This window comes from Tardiphaga sp. (assembly GCF_044336785.1).
GTDB lineage: Bacteria > Pseudomonadota > Alphaproteobacteria > Rhizobiales > Xanthobacteraceae > Tardiphaga.
This window is the reverse complement of sequence record NZ_JBIIOT010000062.1, coordinates 15,432-31,996: the sequence shown is the minus strand read 5'-3', so window position 1 is coordinate 31,996 and position 16,565 is coordinate 15,432. Positions and strand designations below refer to the sequence as shown.

General features: G+C 63.3%; 13 protein-coding genes. 8 read left to right on the top strand and 5 right to left on the bottom strand.

The window, feature by feature from the left end; all coding sequences use genetic code 11:
- The 4 genes from ACIQ2A_RS17485 to mnmG form a co-directional block, all read left to right on the top strand.
- Positions 1-328 (top strand): CopD family protein (locus ACIQ2A_RS17485; RefSeq protein ID WP_398481503.1); only part of this gene is annotated, 328 nt, incomplete at its 5' end.
- A gap of 289 nt (positions 329-617) precedes the next feature.
- Positions 618-1,883, top strand: coding sequence for a transcription termination factor Rho (rho, locus tag ACIQ2A_RS17480; RefSeq protein WP_398481501.1), 1,266 nt, complete (start codon positions 618-620; stop codon positions 1,881-1,883).
- A 230-nt stretch (positions 1,884-2,113) separates the two neighbouring features.
- The gene (gene mnmE, locus ACIQ2A_RS17475; RefSeq protein WP_398481498.1) at positions 2,114-3,439 is read left to right on the top strand and encodes a tRNA uridine-5-carboxymethylaminomethyl(34) synthesis GTPase MnmE; all 1,326 of its coding nucleotides are present in this window, start codon (positions 2,114-2,116) and stop codon (positions 3,437-3,439) included.
- 273 nt (positions 3,440-3,712) lie between these two features.
- Positions 3,713-5,587: a tRNA uridine-5-carboxymethylaminomethyl(34) synthesis enzyme MnmG gene (mnmG, locus tag ACIQ2A_RS17470; RefSeq protein ID WP_398481496.1), complete on the top strand. Its 1,875-nt coding sequence runs from the start codon at positions 3,713-3,715 to the stop codon at positions 5,585-5,587.
- A 128-nt stretch (positions 5,588-5,715) separates the two neighbouring features.
- Here mnmG and ACIQ2A_RS17465 read toward each other — a convergent pair whose 3' ends face one another.
- The gene (locus ACIQ2A_RS17465) at positions 5,716-6,093 is read right to left on the bottom strand and encodes a hypothetical protein (RefSeq protein ID WP_398481494.1); all 378 of its coding nucleotides are present in this window, start codon (positions 6,091-6,093) and stop codon (positions 5,716-5,718) included.
- A 469-nt stretch (positions 6,094-6,562) separates the two neighbouring features.
- Here ACIQ2A_RS17465 and rsmG point away from each other — a divergent pair, with 469 nt between their 5' ends.
- The 3 genes from rsmG (at position 6,563) to ACIQ2A_RS17450 (ending at position 9,197) form a co-directional block, all read left to right on the top strand.
- Positions 6,563-7,273 (top strand): 16S rRNA (guanine(527)-N(7))-methyltransferase RsmG, encoded by a 711-nt coding sequence (gene rsmG / locus ACIQ2A_RS17460; protein ID WP_398481492.1) that lies wholly within the window; start codon positions 6,563-6,565, stop codon positions 7,271-7,273.
- Positions 7,260-8,126: a ParA family protein gene (locus tag ACIQ2A_RS17455; RefSeq protein ID WP_398481489.1), complete on the top strand. Its 867-nt coding sequence runs from the start codon at positions 7,260-7,262 to the stop codon at positions 8,124-8,126. The genes rsmG and ACIQ2A_RS17455 overlap by 14 nt, the downstream gene beginning before the upstream one ends.
- A 183-nt stretch (positions 8,127-8,309) precedes the next feature.
- The gene (locus tag ACIQ2A_RS17450; protein WP_398481487.1) at positions 8,310-9,197 is read left to right on the top strand and encodes a ParB/RepB/Spo0J family partition protein; all 888 of its coding nucleotides are present in this window, start codon (positions 8,310-8,312) and stop codon (positions 9,195-9,197) included.
- A 144-nt stretch (positions 9,198-9,341) separates the two neighbouring features.
- Here the strand turns inward: ACIQ2A_RS17450 and holA are convergent, their stop codons facing one another.
- The 4 genes from holA to ACIQ2A_RS17430 all read right to left on the bottom strand — a co-directional run bounded on the left by holA (position 9,342) and on the right by ACIQ2A_RS17430 (position 15,632).
- Positions 9,342-10,370 carry a DNA polymerase III subunit delta gene (gene holA, locus ACIQ2A_RS17445; protein ID WP_398481485.1) on the bottom strand — a complete coding sequence of 343 codons (1,029 nt, stop codon included), beginning with the start codon at positions 10,368-10,370 and terminating at the stop codon, positions 9,342-9,344.
- 152 nt (positions 10,371-10,522) lie between these two features.
- Complete coding sequence (gene lptE, locus ACIQ2A_RS17440) at positions 10,523-11,089, bottom strand: LPS assembly lipoprotein LptE (protein ID WP_398481482.1); 567 nt, start codon at positions 11,087-11,089, stop codon at positions 10,523-10,525.
- The gene (leuS, locus tag ACIQ2A_RS17435; protein ID WP_398481480.1) at positions 11,076-13,685 is read right to left on the bottom strand and encodes a leucine--tRNA ligase; all 2,610 of its coding nucleotides are present in this window, start codon (positions 13,683-13,685) and stop codon (positions 11,076-11,078) included. Before leuS ends, lptE begins: the two co-directional genes overlap by 14 nt.
- Before the next feature lie 249 nt (positions 13,686-13,934).
- Entirely contained in the window at positions 13,935-15,632 is a 1,698-nt protein-coding gene (locus ACIQ2A_RS17430; RefSeq protein ID WP_398481477.1) for a diguanylate cyclase domain-containing protein, read from the bottom strand.
- Positions 15,633-15,751: 119 nt separating this feature from the next.
- On the opposite strand from ACIQ2A_RS17430, the gene ACIQ2A_RS17425 reads away from it, so the two are divergent.
- Complete coding sequence (locus tag ACIQ2A_RS17425) at positions 15,752-16,438, top strand: YggS family pyridoxal phosphate-dependent enzyme (RefSeq protein WP_398481475.1); 687 nt, start codon at positions 15,752-15,754, stop codon at positions 16,436-16,438.
- The last annotated feature ends 127 nt before the right edge of the window (positions 16,439-16,565 follow it).

The window sequence follows — 16,565 nt, the reverse complement described above, 5'->3', positions numbered from 1 at the left end:
TGCGGAGATCGGCTCGAAACAGTCCGAGACCTTCAAGGTGATGGAGCGCCGGCTGCTCAAGGCCATCATCAATCCTGCGATGATCGCGACCTGGATTTTCGGGCTCTACCTGATGTGGTCGGCTGGCTGGTACACGTCCGGCTGGTTTCACGCCAAGCTGCTGCTGGTGCTGCTGATGTCCGGCGTCCATGGCTTCCTGACCGCCCGGGTGCGCGACTTCGCCCTCGACCGCAACACGCGCAGCGCGAAATTCTACAAGATTATCAACGAAGTACCGACGGTCCTGATGATCCTGATCGTGATTCTGGTGGTGGTGAAGCCGTTTTAGCCTTGGCGTTCGGGACACAGCGGAGATTTTCTGCCTCTCTGGCACTTCCAGCGATCTTGCGCGTTGGGCGGATGTCCCATATGTTCGAGTTCTCCCACCCGACGCAGGCGATGTGGTTCGTTCCGGCTTTTCAATCCGCCGGCCGGCACATCAGGCTTGAAGTCTCTTCAGCACCTTCACTGCTCAAGACTTCGTTGCCGGAGACCTGCGGACTCTCGTGACATTTCGGCGTCCGCACCTTTTCCAGCAGCTTGCACTCCCCCTCCGATCTTCCACAGGACCACCCCCAATGCGGGAAATGAAACTTCAAGACCTCAAGGCCAAGACGCCAGCCGAGCTCGTCTCGTTTGCGGAAGAGCTGGGGGTCGAAAATGCCAGCACCATGCGCAAGCAGGAGCTGATGTTCGCCTGCCTCAAGCAGCTGGCATTGCAGGAAACCGACATCATCGGCGAAGGCGTCGTCGAGGTTCTCTCCGACGGCTTCGGCTTCCTCCGCTCGTCGGACGCCAATTACCTGCCCGGCCCGGACGACATCTATGTCTCGCCCTCGCAGATCCGCCGTTTCGGCCTGCGCACCGGCGATACCGTCGAAGGCCATATCCGCAGCCCGAAGGAAGGCGAACGCTATTTCGCACTCCTCAAGGTCAATACGCTGAACTTCGAGGATCCCGAGAAGTCCAAGCACAAGGTCAATTTCGACAACCTGACGCCGCTGTTCCCGAATGAGCGCTTCCGCCTCGAACTGGAAGACCCGACCCGCAAGGATCTCTCACCCCGCGTGATTGATATCGTGGCGCCGATCGGCAAGGGCCAGCGCGCGCTGATCGTGGCGCCGCCGCGCACCGGCAAGACCGTGCTGATGCAGAACATCGCACACTCGATCACCGCCAATCATCCGGAATGCTACCTGATCGTTCTTCTGATCGACGAACGTCCGGAAGAAGTCACCGACATGCAGCGTTCGGTGAAGGGCGAGGTCGTCTCCTCCACCTTCGACGAACCGGCCACCCGCCACGTCCAGGTCGCCGAAATGGTGATCGAAAAGGCCAAGCGCCTGGTCGAGCACGGCCGCGACGTCGTCATCCTGCTGGATTCCATCACCCGCCTCGGCCGCGCCTACAACACCGTGGTGCCGTCGTCCGGCAAGGTGCTGACCGGCGGTGTCGACGCCAACGCCCTGCAGCGTCCGAAGCGTTTCTTCGGTGCCGCGCGTAACGTCGAAGAGGGTGGCTCGCTCACCATCATCGCCACCGCGCTGGTCGATACCGGCAGCCGCATGGACGAAGTGATCTTCGAAGAGTTTAAGGGCACCGGCAACTCCGAACTCATCCTCGACCGCAAGGTCTCGGACAAGCGCACCTTCCCGGCGATCGACATCTCGCGCTCGGGTACGCGCAAGGAAGAACTCATCACCGATCCGCAGCTGCTCAAGAAGATGTATGTGCTCCGCCGCATCCTCAATCCGATGGGCACCATGGACGCCATCGACTTCCTGCTCGACAAGCTCCGCAACACCAAGAGCAATTCGGAATTCTTCGATTCGATGAATACGTAAGGGCGAAGAGATCTGACAATCAAAGGCACCGCTGGAAACGGCGGTGCTTTTTTTGTTGCCTCATCTCAATTGTCATCACCCGCGAAAGCGGGTGATCCAGTAGACACCGCCGTCGTGTTGATCACTGACGCTGGAGTTTACTGGATCGCCCGGTCGAGCCGGGCGACGACAATGGAGGGTTAGGGGCGAGAATCCCGTTGCGCCTCACCTCCACCATCGTCAAATAGGCGATGCACCCACGCGACCAGACCATCTACGCACTCTCCTCCGGCCGGCCGCCGACCGCGATCGCCATCGTGCGTGTCTCCGGTTCACATGCCGGCACAGCGCTACAGCGGCTGGCAAAAAAACTCCCGGCACCCCGCATGGCCACCCACGTTCTGCTGGCCGATGAGCAACTTGGCCCGATCGACGATGCCGTGGTGCTGTGGTTTCCCGCACCGGCCAGCGCCACCGGGGAAGACACCGCCGAATTCCACATCCATGGCGGCCGCGCCGTCCTTGCCGCACTGTTCGGGGCGCTTGCCTCCATCGAGGGTCTGCGCCCGGCCGAGCCCGGCGAATTCACCCGCCGCGCATTCGAGAACGGAAAGCTCGATCTCACCGAAGCCGAAGGTCTCGACGATCTCATTCACGCCGACACCGATCGTCAGCGCAAACAGGCGCTGCGCCAGCTCAAGGGCCTGCTCGGCGACAGGGCGCGCAACTGGCGTCAGCAGATCATCGAGGCATTGGCGCTGGTCGAAGTCGGCATCGACTTTTCCGACGAGGGCGATGTCTCCGCCGAACTGATGGCGCCGGCGCTGGAGAAAGCCGAAGCGCTCCGCCGCGAGATCGCGCAGGTGCTGTCCGCGCAAGGGCGCAGCGAACGTCTGCGCGATGGCCTTGTCGTCGCCATCGCCGGCCAGCCCAATGTCGGCAAGTCCACCCTCATGAACCAGCTCGCCCGCCGCGATGTCGCGATCGTCTCGCCGCATGCCGGCACCACGCGCGACGTCATCGAAGTGCAGCTCGATCTCGATGGCTATCCGGTGACGGTGATCGACACCGCCGGCATTCGCGAGACCCTCGATCCGGTGGAGGAAGAGGGCGTCCGCCGCGCACGTGTGCGCGCCAGCGAAGCAGACCTTGTTTTATGGCTGGTGGATTCAACCGATGCCGCGCGACCGGAAGGCTGGTTGACGGCAAGTGACGCGCCGGTCTGGATCATCAGCACCAAGACCGATGTGAGCGCTGCAGGATCAGACGATGCCAGGCTGACGATCTCCGCCGAGCGCGGCGATGGCATGAGCGAGCTGATGTCGGCGCTGGTCGAATTCGCATCGAATTATTTCGGGCAGGGCGAAGCCGGCTTCATCACCCGCGATCGCCAGCGCGATCTGCTCCGTCGGACCGCAGATCTGCTGCAGCATGCTGCAACATCGGCGCAGCGAGGCGACGAACTGGTCGCCGAAGATTTTCGCGCTGCCGCACATCAACTGGGGCGCTTGCTCGGGCGGGTGGATGTGGAAGATGTGCTCGACAGTATCTTTAGGGATTTTTGTATAGGAAAGTAAATATTCCTTTACTATAAGAGCACCTCCTCCTCGTAGGATGGGTTAGCGCAGGTGCGATGCGCCGGAGCGTAACCCATCGGCGGAGCCAACCGCACTGGAGGAACCCTCGCGGTGTTTCACGTGAAACACGCTGAGGCCGGGCGCTCGTGGTGATGGGTTTTCGCTCCGCTCAACCCATCCTACGGCACCTGCGTCTGTGGCACTGTTTCACGTGAAACACCCTCCCCAAAATTCCCTTCATTCTTGTACACAGGCGCGCTAGAAGCTGCGCCCATGCAGGACAAGTTCGACGTCATTGTTATCGGTGGGGGCCACGCCGGCTGTGAAGCCGCGGCTGCGTCTGCGCGCATGGGCGCGCGCACGGCGCTGGTCACGCATAAATTTGCGACCATCGGCGCGATGTCCTGCAACCCCGCGATCGGGGGTCTCGGCAAGGGTCATCTCGTCCGTGAGGTCGATGCGCTGGACGGATTGATGGGCCGCGTCGCCGATGCCGGCGGAATCCAGTTCCGCATGCTCAATCGCAAGAAGGGGCCGGCCGTCCGAGGTCCGCGGACTCAGGCCGATCGCAAGCTCTACGCCGCCGCCATGCAGGCCGCGATCACTGCTACCGAAAATCTCAGCGTGATTGAAGGCGAGGCCGATGATCTCCTGACGGCCAATGGCCGAGTGACCGGCATCCGCCTGGCCAATGGCCGCGACATCGAAGCCGGGGCCGTGGTCATCACCACCGGCACCTTCCTCCGCGGCCTGATCCATCTTGGCGAAAAGAACTGGCCCGCCGGCCGGATCGACGAGGCGCCGGCGCTTGGCCTGTCCAAGGCTTTCGAGCGCATCGGTTTCACCCTTGGCCGTCTCAAGACCGGCACCCCGCCGCGCCTCGATGGCAAGACCATCGACTGGTCCGCCGTCGAGATGCAGTCGGCCGACGATCCGCCAGAGCCGTTTTCGGTGATGACCGATCGCATCACCACGCCACAGATCCAGTGCGGCATCACCCGCACCACGCCGGCCACCCATGAGGTGATCCGCGCCAATGTGCATCGCTCGCCGATGTATTCCGGCCAGATCAAGAGCTCCGGCCCGCGCTATTGCCCGTCCATCGAGGACAAGATCGTCCGTTTCGGTGATCGCGACGGCCACCAGATCTTTCTGGAGCCCGAAGGCCTCGATGACGACACCGTCTATCCCAATGGCATCTCCACCTCGCTCCCGGAGGAGGTCCAGGCTGCAATCCTGGCCTCGATCCCCGGTCTCGAGCGGGTCCGGATGATCAAGCCCGGCTATGCCATCGAATACGACCATGTCGATCCCCGCGAACTCGATCCGACCCTGCAGGCCAAGCGGATGCCGGGCCTGTTCATGGCCGGGCAGATCAATGGCACGACCGGCTATGAGGAGGCGGCTGCCCAGGGTCTGGTGGCCGGTTTGAATGCGGCGCTCGCGGCTTCCGGCTCTGCCCCTGCCGTGTTCGACCGGGCAGACGGCTATCTCGGCGTGATGATCGACGATCTCGTCACCCGTGGCATCTCCGAACCCTATCGGATGTTCACATCGCGAGCCGAATATCGCCTGACTCTGCGCGCAGACAACGCCGATCAGCGCCTGACGGACAAGGGTATCGCCCTTGGCTGTGTCGGTAGCGCCCGTATCGCCCGGCATACGGCGAAGATGGACGCCCTGATCGCCGGCAAGGCGCTGACCGAGGCGCTGTCGATCACCCCGAACGGGGCATCGAAGTATGGTCTGGCCCTCAATCATGATGGCCAGCGTCGCTCGGCTTTCGATCTCCTGTCCTATCCGGAGACCGAATGGGCCACCGTCACCCGGATCTGGCCCGAACTCTCGGCCATTGACCCAGCGATCGGCACCCATATCGAGATCGACGCCAAATATGATGTCTATCTCAAGCGCCAGACGGCGGATGTGGAGTCGTTCCGTCGCGATGAAGGTCTGTCGCTGACCGATATCGATTACGACGCGGTTCCTGGTCTCTCCAACGAAGCCCGAGCCAAGCTGAAGGCGGCGTCTCCGCGCACGGTGGGGCAGGCGGGACGATTGGACGGTGTGACGCCGGCCGCTTTGGCGATCCTGACAGCGTATCTGCGCCGCGAAGCACGGAAGACGGTCTCTGTCACCGCGGCTTGATCTGTTTCACGTGAAACAGGCTCTAACGGGTAGGATGGGTTGGAGCGGAGGTGCAACGCACCGCAGCGATACCCATCACCACGTGCACCGGCATTTGCTGTGATGGGTATCGCTCCGCTCAACCCATCCTACGGCACCGACTTCCGAGGCCAGAACGCCAATGCTGCGACGAGGCCGACAAACAGCGCGATCGCGACCAGCACCTGAATCACACCGAAGTTCATCGCCTCGCGAGAGACGAACAGCGCGGTGATGGGAGCGGCCAGTAACAGGAAGAACCGTACGATGATGTCCATGATCGTCACCTCCAAGCCTGGTTGGAGTGTGCGCCTGTGGGCTGGAACTGCCTTGATCTCGGACAATTCCATCAGGGCCGGATGGCAGGCTTGTTTCACGTGAAACGCGTGACGGCGAATACCGGCTCCATGGTTCGAGACGGCGCTATCGCGCCTCCTCACCATGAGGGCGGAGCAGGGGCCGATCCGGTAGCCGCGCTCCCAGCTCACACCCTCATCCTAAGAGCCTGACTGGAAATGCGGTCCATGAAGCGCAGTACACTCAGTCCCTCATGGTGAGGAGGCCTGCGGCGCAATTGCGCCGCTGGTAGCGCCGTCTCGAACCATGAGTTGGCCGGGTTCAGAGCCTGCGACCATCCTTCGAGACGCCGCTGCGCGGCTCCTCAGGATGACGGCGGAGTGGGCTGGCTACCGCAGATCTTGGGGGTCAAGCCACCAACTCCGCCGTCATCCTGAGGTGCGAGCGTAGCGAGCCTCGAAGGATGGGCCGCGCACTCGATCGTAGGGCGGATGAGCCGAAGGCGTCATCCGCCGCGGAGTCTCAATTTTGGAAGCGGCCGGCGGATGACGCTTCGCTCATCCGCCCTACAACTGCGATCAGCCGCCATTTCGATAGCCGCCGTCATGGACTCGGAGTATGAGAAACCATCCTCCGCAATAGACATCGAAATCGCATTCCATGGCGCAACGTTCCCAGCCATCCGCTCCCGCTCCGTCGCTCGACCGCGACAAGGCCGCCGCGCTCAAACTCACGCCTGTTTCACATGAAACAGAAGCGCGGCTCGATCGCTATGTGGCGTTGCTGCTGCAATGGCAGGCCAAGACCAATCTCATTTCGCCGGCCACGCTTCCAAATCTCTGGACGCGCCATATCTCGGATTCACTGCAGCTTTTGAAGCTCGCACCCGATGCACGCATCTGGCTCGACTTCGGCAGCGGCGGCGGGTTTCCCGGCGTGGTGCTGGCCTGTGCCATGGGCGATCTCGGCGGCCACGTTCATCTTGTCGAGCGCAACGCCAAGAAGGCGGCGTTCCTGCGCGAAGCACTGCGTGTCACGCAAGCCCCGGGTTCGGTGCACCTCGCTGACATCGGGGATAATGTGGATAGTTTTCCGAAGCGCGTCGATTGCATCACCGCACGTGCCGTGGCGTCGCTAGATATCATTCTCGGTTTCGCGGCTCCCCTGATGACTGGCAGCACCAAGGCGCTGTTTCTCAAGGGTCAAGATGTAGACGCGGAATTGACCGAAGCTACTAAATATTGGAATATAAGCCCACGCCTGCATGCGAGCCTCACTGGCGGACAAGGCTGGATCGTCGAACTGGACACAATCGCGCGGCGCGACCCGTCCGCAGATACCATGATGGCCCACGCAAATGACCGTAATTGATCAGGAATATCAAGAGGATAGCACCAAGACGACCCCTGGCCACCCGCGCATCCTGGCGCTGGCCAATCAGAAGGGCGGCGTCGGCAAGACCACCACGGCGATCAATCTCGGCACCGCACTCGCCGCGATCGGCGAGCGCGTGCTGATCGTCGATCTCGATCCGCAGGGCAACGCATCCACCGGTCTCGGCATCGATCGCCGCGATCGCGCCTGCTCGACCTATGATGTGCTGACCGGCGACGCGCCGCTGCGCGATGCCGTCGTGGTCACCGCCGTGCCGCGTCTGCATATCGCCGCATCGACCATGGATCTCTCCGGCCTCGAGCTCGAAATCGGTTCGGCCCGCGACCGCGCCTTCCGTCTGCGCGACGCCATCGGCGAATTGAACAACAATGTCTCGCCGGGCTCGGACTACACTTACGTGCTGATCGACTGCCCGCCGTCGCTCAATCTTCTCACCGTCAATGCGATGGCCGCATCGGACGCAATCCTCGTGCCCCTGCAGTGCGAGTTCTTCGCCCTCGAAGGTCTGTCGCAATTGCTGCAGACGGTGGAGCAGGTGCGCTCGACGCTGAACCCGAACCTCACGATCCACGGCATCGTCATGACCATGTTCGATGCGCGCAACAACCTGTCGAACCAGGTCGTCGCCGACGTCCGCGAATTCATGGGCAGCAAGGTCTATGACACCATGATCCCGCGCAACGTCCGCATCTCGGAAGCGCCAAGCTACGGCAAGCCGGTGCTGGTCTATGATCTGAAATGCGCGGGCTCCGAGGCTTACTTGCGCCTCGCCACCGAAGTGATCCAGCGCGAGCGCGACATCCGCGCAGCGCCGGTCAACGCGGCGTAACGCGACGGGTATCTTCGTAGGATGGGTTGAGCGTAGCGAAAACCCATCGGCGGAATTTGCCGTGACAACGGAATGATGGGTTTTCGCTTCGACGCTGCGCGTCTTCGCTCAACCCATCCTACGCGATGACGATTTCTACGAGTTTGAGTTTTGGAGTGACCCATGAGTTCAAGGGGATTGGCAATGGCCGATGAAGCGCGTTCGCGGTTGGGCCGAGGTCTGGCAAGTCTGATCGGTGATGTCGGCGGCGAGGCCGCGCAGACCGAACGGCCCGCGCGCAACCAGCGCAAGGTGCCGATCGAATTCATCAAGCCGAACCCGCGCAACCCGCGCCGCACCTTTGCGGAAGCGGAATTGGCCGAGCTGGCCTCCTCGATCAAGCAGCATGGCGTGATCCAGCCGATCGTGGTGCGTCCGGTGAAGGGCGCCCATGATCGCTTCGAGATCATCGCCGGCGAGCGCCGCTGGCGCGCGTCGCAATTGGCCGGTCTGCATGAAGTGCCGATCGTGCCGGTGGATGTCACCGATAGCGTGGCGATGGAAATCGCCATCATCGAAAACGTCCAGCGCGAAGACCTCAATGCGATGGAAGAGGCGCAGGGCTATCACACGCTCGCCGAGACCTACAAACACAGCCAGGACGAGATCGCCAAGATCGTCGGCAAGAGCCGCAGCCATGTCGCCAACATGATGCGTCTCACCAAATTGCCGGACGACGTGCAGGCATTGATCGCCTCGAACCAGCTCTCGAACGGCCATGCCCGCGCGCTGATCTCGCTGCCCGATCCGTCGGCCGCCGCCAAGCGCGTCATCGCCGAAGGCCTGAATGTGCGCCAGACCGAAGCGCTCGCGCATGACGAAGGCGTGCCGGAACGCGCGCCGCAAAAGCCGCGGACGGGATCGGCGCCGAAGGTTGCGAAGGACGCGGATACGATCGCGCTGGAGAAGCGGGTGAGCGACGTGCTCGGGCTGAAGGTGAGTGTCGATCACCGCGATCCCGGCGGCACGGTCATGATCAAGTATCGCGATCTCGATCAGCTCGACGAGATCCTGAAGCGGCTGGATAAGTAAGTCACCGCGACTGTCGCAGCGCCCTCGATTGTCATCGCCCGCGAAAGCGGGCGATCCAGTAAACTCTGGCAGCGTGTCGATTCGAACCGACAGCGTGTACTGGATCGCCCGGTCAAGCCGGGCGACGACAGGGAGTGAGAAGCTCTACCCCCGCCGCCTCGCATTCACAGCAATCGACATCAACGCCCTCTGCGCGATCACCGCGCCGAGGGTGTTTTGCTTGCGGACGTCAAGCGCAGCCACCGCGAGCTGGTCGATGATCGCTGCCAGCCGCCGCGTGGTGAAATTGCGCAATGCGGCTTCCACCGCGCCCTTGCGGGAAAAGTGCAGCCGCGGAAATCCGCTCTCGGCTGCAGCCGAGGCCGGCGTGCCGGCTTCCACCAGCAGGCTCGCTTTATGGAGTGCTGCGGCCTGGCGCTGCGCCGCCATCATGATCATGCCGGGATAGGTGCCGGCGATCATCGCCTTGTTGAATTCGGTTTCCACCAATGTCGGATTGCCGGCGAAGGCGCCGTCCACGATCGGATCGATCTTCAACTCCGATGCATCGGCCACGCAGGCCATCACATCGTCCAGCGTCACTTCGCCGGTGCCGTGCGCATACAGCATCAGCTTGCGCAGCTCATTACGCGAGGCCTGGCGATCGCCGCCGAGCAGCGACATCAAGGTCGCGCGCGCATCAGATGCCATGCGCAGGTTCGCGAGTTGCAGCTCGTCATTGATCAGTTTTGTGAGATCGCGCTCGGTGTCCGGATAGCAGGCGATGGCGACCGCGGTCTTCGCCTTCTCGCACACTTTGCGCAGCGGCGATTCCGGCCGCAGCTCGCCGGCTTCGATGACAATGCGGCAATCGCGGATCGCCATCTCGCTCAGCGTATCGACCCCGCTGGAAAAATTCTTTGAGCCGGCGCGCACGCGAATGGCGCGGCGGCCGCCGAACATCGGGATGGTCATCGCCTCCTCGACCAGGCGCGAGGGTTCGGCGGCGAGGTCGTCGCCATCCATGCGCACCAGCGAGAACGGATCGTTGGGATCATCGACTGCCGATTTCACCAACGCCTCGGCGCGTTCGCGCACAAGGCCGGCATCGGGGCCGTAGAGCAAAATGATCGGCCGGGTCGCGTCCGGCCGGCTCAGGAAGATGTCGATGTCTTTTCCGCGGAGGGCGACCAAGGTGATGTCCTGCTTTCACTTGCTCAGCCCCTCATGATGAGGAGGCGCGCAGCGCCGTCTCGAACCATGAGTTGGTAGGCACCGGCGCGTGCCGCCATCCTTCGAGACGCCGCTTTGCGGCTCCTCAGGATGAGGGCGGAGCGCGGGGACGCCTAGCTGCCCTTGTAGAAGAACGACGCCAGACGCGTGTTGATGTTTTCCGCGATCTCGCCGGCGGCGCGGTTCTCGGCATCGCGGCCGGCGCGGGCGCGGGCGAAGCGCTGCTGCTGGCCGGGGATGTCGTAAGTGACGCGGGCGAAGGTCGAGCCGGTCAGCACCTGCTTGCCGGTGGCGATCTCGATCAGGCCATAGGTGGCGTCGATGCCGTAATTCTCCGAGGTCGGCAGCGCGGTGTTCGGATCGACCATCAGCGAGGTCCGGCTCGGATTGAAGCGGATCTTCAGCGTATAGAGCGGCGGCACGCCGGTGGCGGCGCCGTACATCTTGAACATCAGCGCGTTGCGGATCTCGACGCCGATGCGCGCCTGCGGCGACGCGTTCGGATATTCCAGCGGCGGCACGTCCACGGTAGCGAGCTTTTCGCGCAGCGCCGGCGAGCCGTCAGCCGTCTTGGCGGCATACATCGGCTGGAAACAGCCGGCCGTGAGGGCGCCGAGGGCGACGATGACTGCCAATCGGGTCGTCAGCCGGGTGGCGATTCGGAACTTAGCCGACAACATTCACGATCCTCTGCGGCACCACGATAATCTTCTTGGGCGGCTTGCCGTCCAGCGCCTGTTTTACAGCATCGAGGGCCAGAGCGGCAGCCTCAATTTCCGAATTGGCCGCTTCGCGCGGAACTGTGACTTCTCCGCGCTTCTTGCCATTGACCTGCACGGGCAGGGTGATCTGGTCCTCGACCAGCAGGTCGGCCTCGACCTGCGGCCAGGCGGCCTCGGAGACCAGACCGGTCTGGCCCAGCACGGTCCAGCATTCTTCCGCCAGATGCGGCATCATCGGGGCAAACAGCTGCACCAGGATGGTGGCGGCCTCGTTCAGCGCCCAGCACATGTCCGGTGCCGGGGTGCCGGGCTTGGCCAGCGCCTCGCCAAAGGCATTGGCGAATTCGCGGATATAGGCCAGGCAGACATTGAACTGCAGCTTCTCGACGCCGGTCGAGACCTTGTCGAGCGCGCCATGGGCGGCCTTGCGGACGGCGAGGGCTTCCGGGCTGAAGGTTGCGGGCTTGGCCGACGGCGCATTTTTGCCGTGAGCCGCGGCGTCATTCACCATCCGCCACAGGCGCTGCACGAAACGCGACGCGCCCTTGACGCCTTCCTCGCTCCAGATCACGTCGCGATCCGGCGGCGAGTCCGACAGCATGAACCAGCGCGCGGTATCGGCGCCGTAGGTGCCGATGATGTCGTCGGGATCCACGGTGTTGCGCTTCGACTTCGACATCTTCTCGATGGAGCCGATCTCGACCGGTGAATTGTCGGTCAGCAGCGTCGCCGAACGGGTCGTGCCGTCGCCGGTGATGTTGATCTCGGCCGGCGACGCGAATGTGCCGTCCTGCTTCTTGTAGGTCTCGTGCACCACCATGCCCTGGGTGAACATGCCGGCAAACGGCTCGTCGAGGCTCACATGCCCGGTCGCCTTCATGGCGCGGGTGAAGAAGCGGCTGTAGAGCAGATGCAAAATCGCATGCTCGACGCCGCCGATATACTGATCGACCGGCATCATGCGATCGGCCACCGCGCGCGTCGTCGGGGCCTCGGTGTTCCATGGATCGGTGAAGCGCGCAAAGTACCAGGACGAGTCCACGAACGTGTCCATGGTGTCGGTCTCGCGCCGGGCCGGGCCGCCGCATTGCGGGCAGGTCACGTGCTTCCAGGTCGGATGATGGTCGAGCGCATTGCCTGGCTTGTCGAAGGTCACATCCTCCGGCAGCACCACGGGCAGGTCCTTCGCCGGCACCGGCACCACATCGCACTTTTCGCAATGGATGATCGGGATCGGGCAGCCCCAATAGCGCTGGCGCGAAATGCCCCAGTCGCGCAGGCGGAAATTCACTTCGCGCTTGCCCCAGCCATCCTTCTCGAAGATCGCCAGCGATGTCTTCATCGCTTCTTCGCAAGTCATCACGCCGGGTTCGCCGACCCAGCGGACATATTGCACGGTCTCGCTCTTGGCCGGCGTGAAAGCCGTGTTGCCAACGCGCTCGTCGCTGCCGACGGGCACGAACACGTCGAGCACCGGCAAATCATATTTGCGCGCGAAATCGAGGTCGCGCTGGTCATGGGCGGGGCAGCCGATGATGGCGCCGGTGCCGTAATCCATCAGCACGAAATTGGCGATATAGAGCGGCAGCTCCCACGTGGAGCCAGCCGGATGCGTCGCCTTGATGCCGGTATCGAAGCCGAGCTTCTCCGCGGTGTCGATCTCGGCCTGCGAGGTGCCGAGCTTGTGGCACTCGTCGATGAAGGCCGCGACCTTCGGATCGGATTCAGCCAGCTTCTTCGCCAGCGGATGATCCGGCGAGATGGCCGCAAAGGTCGGGCCATACATCGTGTCCGGCCGGGTCGTGAACACCGGCAGCGTGTCGAAGCCTGCCGGCGCGCCCTTCAGCCCGAATGCGAAACGCAGGCCTTCCGAGCGGCCGATCCAGTTGTGCTGCATCAGGCGGACCTTGTCCGGCCAGCGATCCAGCTTCTCCAGCGCGTCGAGCAGGTCCTGCGAATACTTTGTGATCTTGAAGAACCACTGGGTCAGCTCGCGCTGCTCGACGACGGCGCCCGAGCGCCAGCCGCGGCCGTCGATCACCTGCTCATTGGCGAGCACGGTGTGATCTACGGGATCCCAGTTCACCTTCGACTTCTTGCGCTCCACCAGGCCGGCGGCGAGGAAGTCGGTGAACATCTTCTGCTGATGCTTGTAGTAGCTGGGGTCGCAGGTCGCGAATTCGCGCGCCCAGTCCAGCGACAGACCCATGGTCTGCAGCTGCTTCTTCATCGACGCGATATTCTCATAGGTCCACGCCTTCGGCGCCACCTTGCGTTCGATGGCGGCGTTTTCCGCCGGCAGGCCGAATGCATCCCAGCCCATGGGATGCAGGACGTTGAAACCCTTGGCGCGCTTCAGCCGCGCCAGCACGTCGCCCATGGTGTAGTTGCGCACATGGCCCATATGGATGCGCCCCGACGGATAGGGGAACATCTCGAGCACGTAATATTTCGGCCGCGGGTCGTCATTCTTGGTGGCGAAGATCGCCTTGTCGTCCCACACGCGCTGCCAGCGCGGTTCGGTTTCGCGGGCGTTGTAGCGTTCGTTCGTCATCGATTCGGCAGTCTGTTCCGGGGGCTCTAAGGGCCGGGACTAGGCCACAAAAGACCGCGGTGGGTCAATGGGTTAAGCGTGGGGAGACGGCTCGGCGGACGCCCACGCTGGGCGTTCTTCTCCCTCTCCCGCTTTTGCGGGGGAGGGCCGGGGTGGGGGCAGCCCACGCGCCGGAGTTTGTGGAGGCACCCCCACCCTAACCCTCCCCCGCAAGCGGGAGAGGGAAAGCGTCGGAGCCCATTCTACAGATTAAGCGCTTAGCGACACCGCCGTGTCATAGCTCCGCACGAACCCATGCTCGACCACCGCATTCCGACCCCGCCGTTTGGCGGCATAGAGCGCGGCGTCTGCGGCTTCCAGCAGGTCGCGGGCCGTGTCCAGATGGGCCGGTGCCGCCGCCGCGACACCCACGCTGACGGTCACGCGCTGATGGGTGCTGGTGGCATGCGGCACCGCCAGGTTCCAGATGGCCAGACGCACCATCTCGCCGATCTGGACGCCGCGGGCGGTGTCGGTGGCTGGCAGCAGCAGGCAGAATTCCTCGCCGCCATAGCGGCCGGCAAAGCCGGAGACGCGATCCGCCAGCGCCGACAGCTCCGCGCCGACGCGAGCGAGGCAGGCATCGCCTTCGGGATGGCCGTAGCTGTCATTGAACAGCTTGAAGTGATCGACATCGATCATCAGCAGCGCCAGGTCGTCGCCGGATTGCTGGGCGCGCAGCCACTCGAAATCGAGCCGGCTCTGGAAACCCCTGCGATTGGCGAGGCCGCATAGCGCGTCCACCGAAGCAAGCACCGTGAGCTGTTCATTGCTGGCGCGCAGCTCGCGTTCGCGGCCGCGCAGCTGCGATGCCATGCCGTAGAAGGCGCGCGCCAGCGGCACGAATTCCGCCGGCAGCGAATTGCGCGGCATGCGTGCAGACCAATCGCCGCGGCCAAACCGTTTCGCCATGGTGGAGATGGCCTGGATCGGCTTGATGATCAGGCGCTCGGCCACCACCAGCGCGCCGAGCAGCGCGAACAGGCAGACAATGGCGAGCTGGAGATAGGCATTGCGGATGTCGTGGTCGGCAATCGCCGAGACGCGGGCCTCGTCGATGCTGACGATCAGCTGCGCGCTGGTGCCGGGGATCGTCGCAAAAGAGACGGCGCGCTGGGTATCGCTATCGGTCTTGAACGAGAGCGAACCGCTCTGGCGCTGCGAATTGCGCAGATGCGCCGCGATCAGCGGCAGCAGCGCCAGGTCGTCCATCGGCCGACCGATCGCATCGGCCTTGTTCGGCGGCGCTGCCAGCACGGTGCCGGCGTGATCGACCAGCAGGGCGGTGACACCCGGCCGTTCGCCGAGATTGCTCATCAGTTTCGAGATCCAGTCGAGATTGATGGCCGCGAGAATCACCGCATCGTCGGCGCGGGTCTCGCCGGGCGCGAGATAGGCGGCCATCACTGTCGGCAGATTGGTGAGCCGGCTGAACACATAGTCGCTGACGGTGAATTCGCCGGTGGCGACAGCCGCTTTGAAGTAGGGCCGGTCACCGAAATTGAACTGGTTGTCGACGACCTCCGGCCAGGTCGAACAGCGCGCGATGCCATCGACGCCGGCAACGGTGAGGCTGCGCAGCCACGGCATGTTGTTGCGCAGGCTGGCGCGCATGATCGCGCAGCTGCGGTTCACTTGCGCTGCCGTCGAATAGATATAGGCGGAGGATTTCAGCACGGCCTCGATGGAGGCGAACACTTCGCGCTGCGCGTCGGCGCTGTGTTGCGCGATGCCGGAGAAATCTTGCGATGCAGCAGCGATCTGCTGGGCGCGCACCGTGTGCAGCGAACGGATGCGTTCGGCCATCAGCGGGCCGACCAGAATCAAGGCGAACAGCACCAAACGGGCGCGGATACCGAGGGCCCCCATGAGCCTGGCTTTATTGCGGTTGATACCGATGCGTGACATCTTCGGATCCCTGAGCCCCGCAGGACATAGGTACCTCAAAGCGTTCACAAAGCCTTTCGCGGAACGCTCAAACTGTCTCAGTCCCTACGAAAGTTCGCGTCTTGGTTGAAAATAATTCAGTGCACGGTTCCACGGCGTTAACAGCATCTTCACCCGCTCACGGACTCGCGGCCGTCGAGGCCGAGATTCGTCGCGCGTGCAAAGAAGCCCGTCGTGAGCGGACTTCTGTCAATTTGATCGCGGTGTCGAAGACGTTCGAGGCCGATGCGATCCAGCCGGTGATCGATGCCGGGCAGCGCGTGTTTGGCGAGAATCGCGTCCAGGAAGCGAAAGGCAAATGGCCGGCACTGATCACGGCTCAACCCGCGATTGCGCTGCATCTGATCGGGCCGCTGCAATCCAACAAGGCCAAGGAAGCAGTGGCTTTGTTCGACGCGATTCACTCCGTCGATCGCCCTTCACTGTGCGATGCGCTGGCGAAAGAGATTGCTGCGCAAGGCAGGAGCCCGCTGCTGTTTGTCCAGATCAACACCGGCGAGGAGCCGCAAAAAGCCGGCATCGCGCCCGGCGACGCCGATGATTTCCTTGTGCGCTGCCGCGATCACTGGGGACTCAAGATCGCCGGCCTGATGTGCATCCCGCCAGCGGATGAAGCTCCGGCCCCGCATTTCGCGCTCACGGCAAAGATCGCTGCGCGAAACGGGCTGACGGAATTGTCGATGGGCATGAGCGCGGATTTCGAGACGGCGATCCAGTTCGGCGCGACCTATGTGCGCGTGGGCTCGGCGATCTTCGGGCATCGCTGATCTGCAGGGTGGGCAAAGCGCAGCGTGCCCACCTTCGCGTGCGCGGCTGGTGAAGGTGGGCACGGCGCAAGGGCGCCTTTGCCCACCCTGCAGTCACTCTTCCCCATGAACTCCCTCCCCTCATGGT

Bases quoted from the DNA above. Each gene is read 5' to 3' on its own strand.
- rho (WP_398481501.1), top strand. From the start codon at position 618: ATGCGGGAAATGAAACTTCAAGACCTCAAGGCCAAGACGCCAGCCGAG.
- mnmE (WP_398481498.1), top strand. From the start codon at position 2,114: ATGCACCCACGCGACCAGACCATCTACGCACTCTCCTCCGGCCGGCCG.
- mnmG (WP_398481496.1), top strand. From the start codon at position 3,713: ATGCAGGACAAGTTCGACGTCATTGTTATCGGTGGGGGCCACGCCGGC.
- rsmG (WP_398481492.1), top strand. From the start codon at position 6,563: ATGGCGCAACGTTCCCAGCCATCCGCTCCCGCTCCGTCGCTCGACCGC.
- ACIQ2A_RS17455 (WP_398481489.1), top strand. From the start codon at position 7,260: ATGACCGTAATTGATCAGGAATATCAAGAGGATAGCACCAAGACGACC.
- ACIQ2A_RS17450 (WP_398481487.1), top strand. From the start codon at position 8,310: ATGGCCGATGAAGCGCGTTCGCGGTTGGGCCGAGGTCTGGCAAGTCTG.
- lptE (WP_398481482.1), bottom strand. From the start codon at position 11,089: ATGTTGTCGGCTAAGTTCCGAATCGCCACCCGGCTGACGACCCGATTG.
- leuS (WP_398481480.1), bottom strand. From the start codon at position 13,685: ATGACGAACGAACGCTACAACGCCCGCGAAACCGAACCGCGCTGGCAG.
- ACIQ2A_RS17430 (WP_398481477.1), bottom strand. From the start codon at position 15,632: ATGTCACGCATCGGTATCAACCGCAATAAAGCCAGGCTCATGGGGGCC.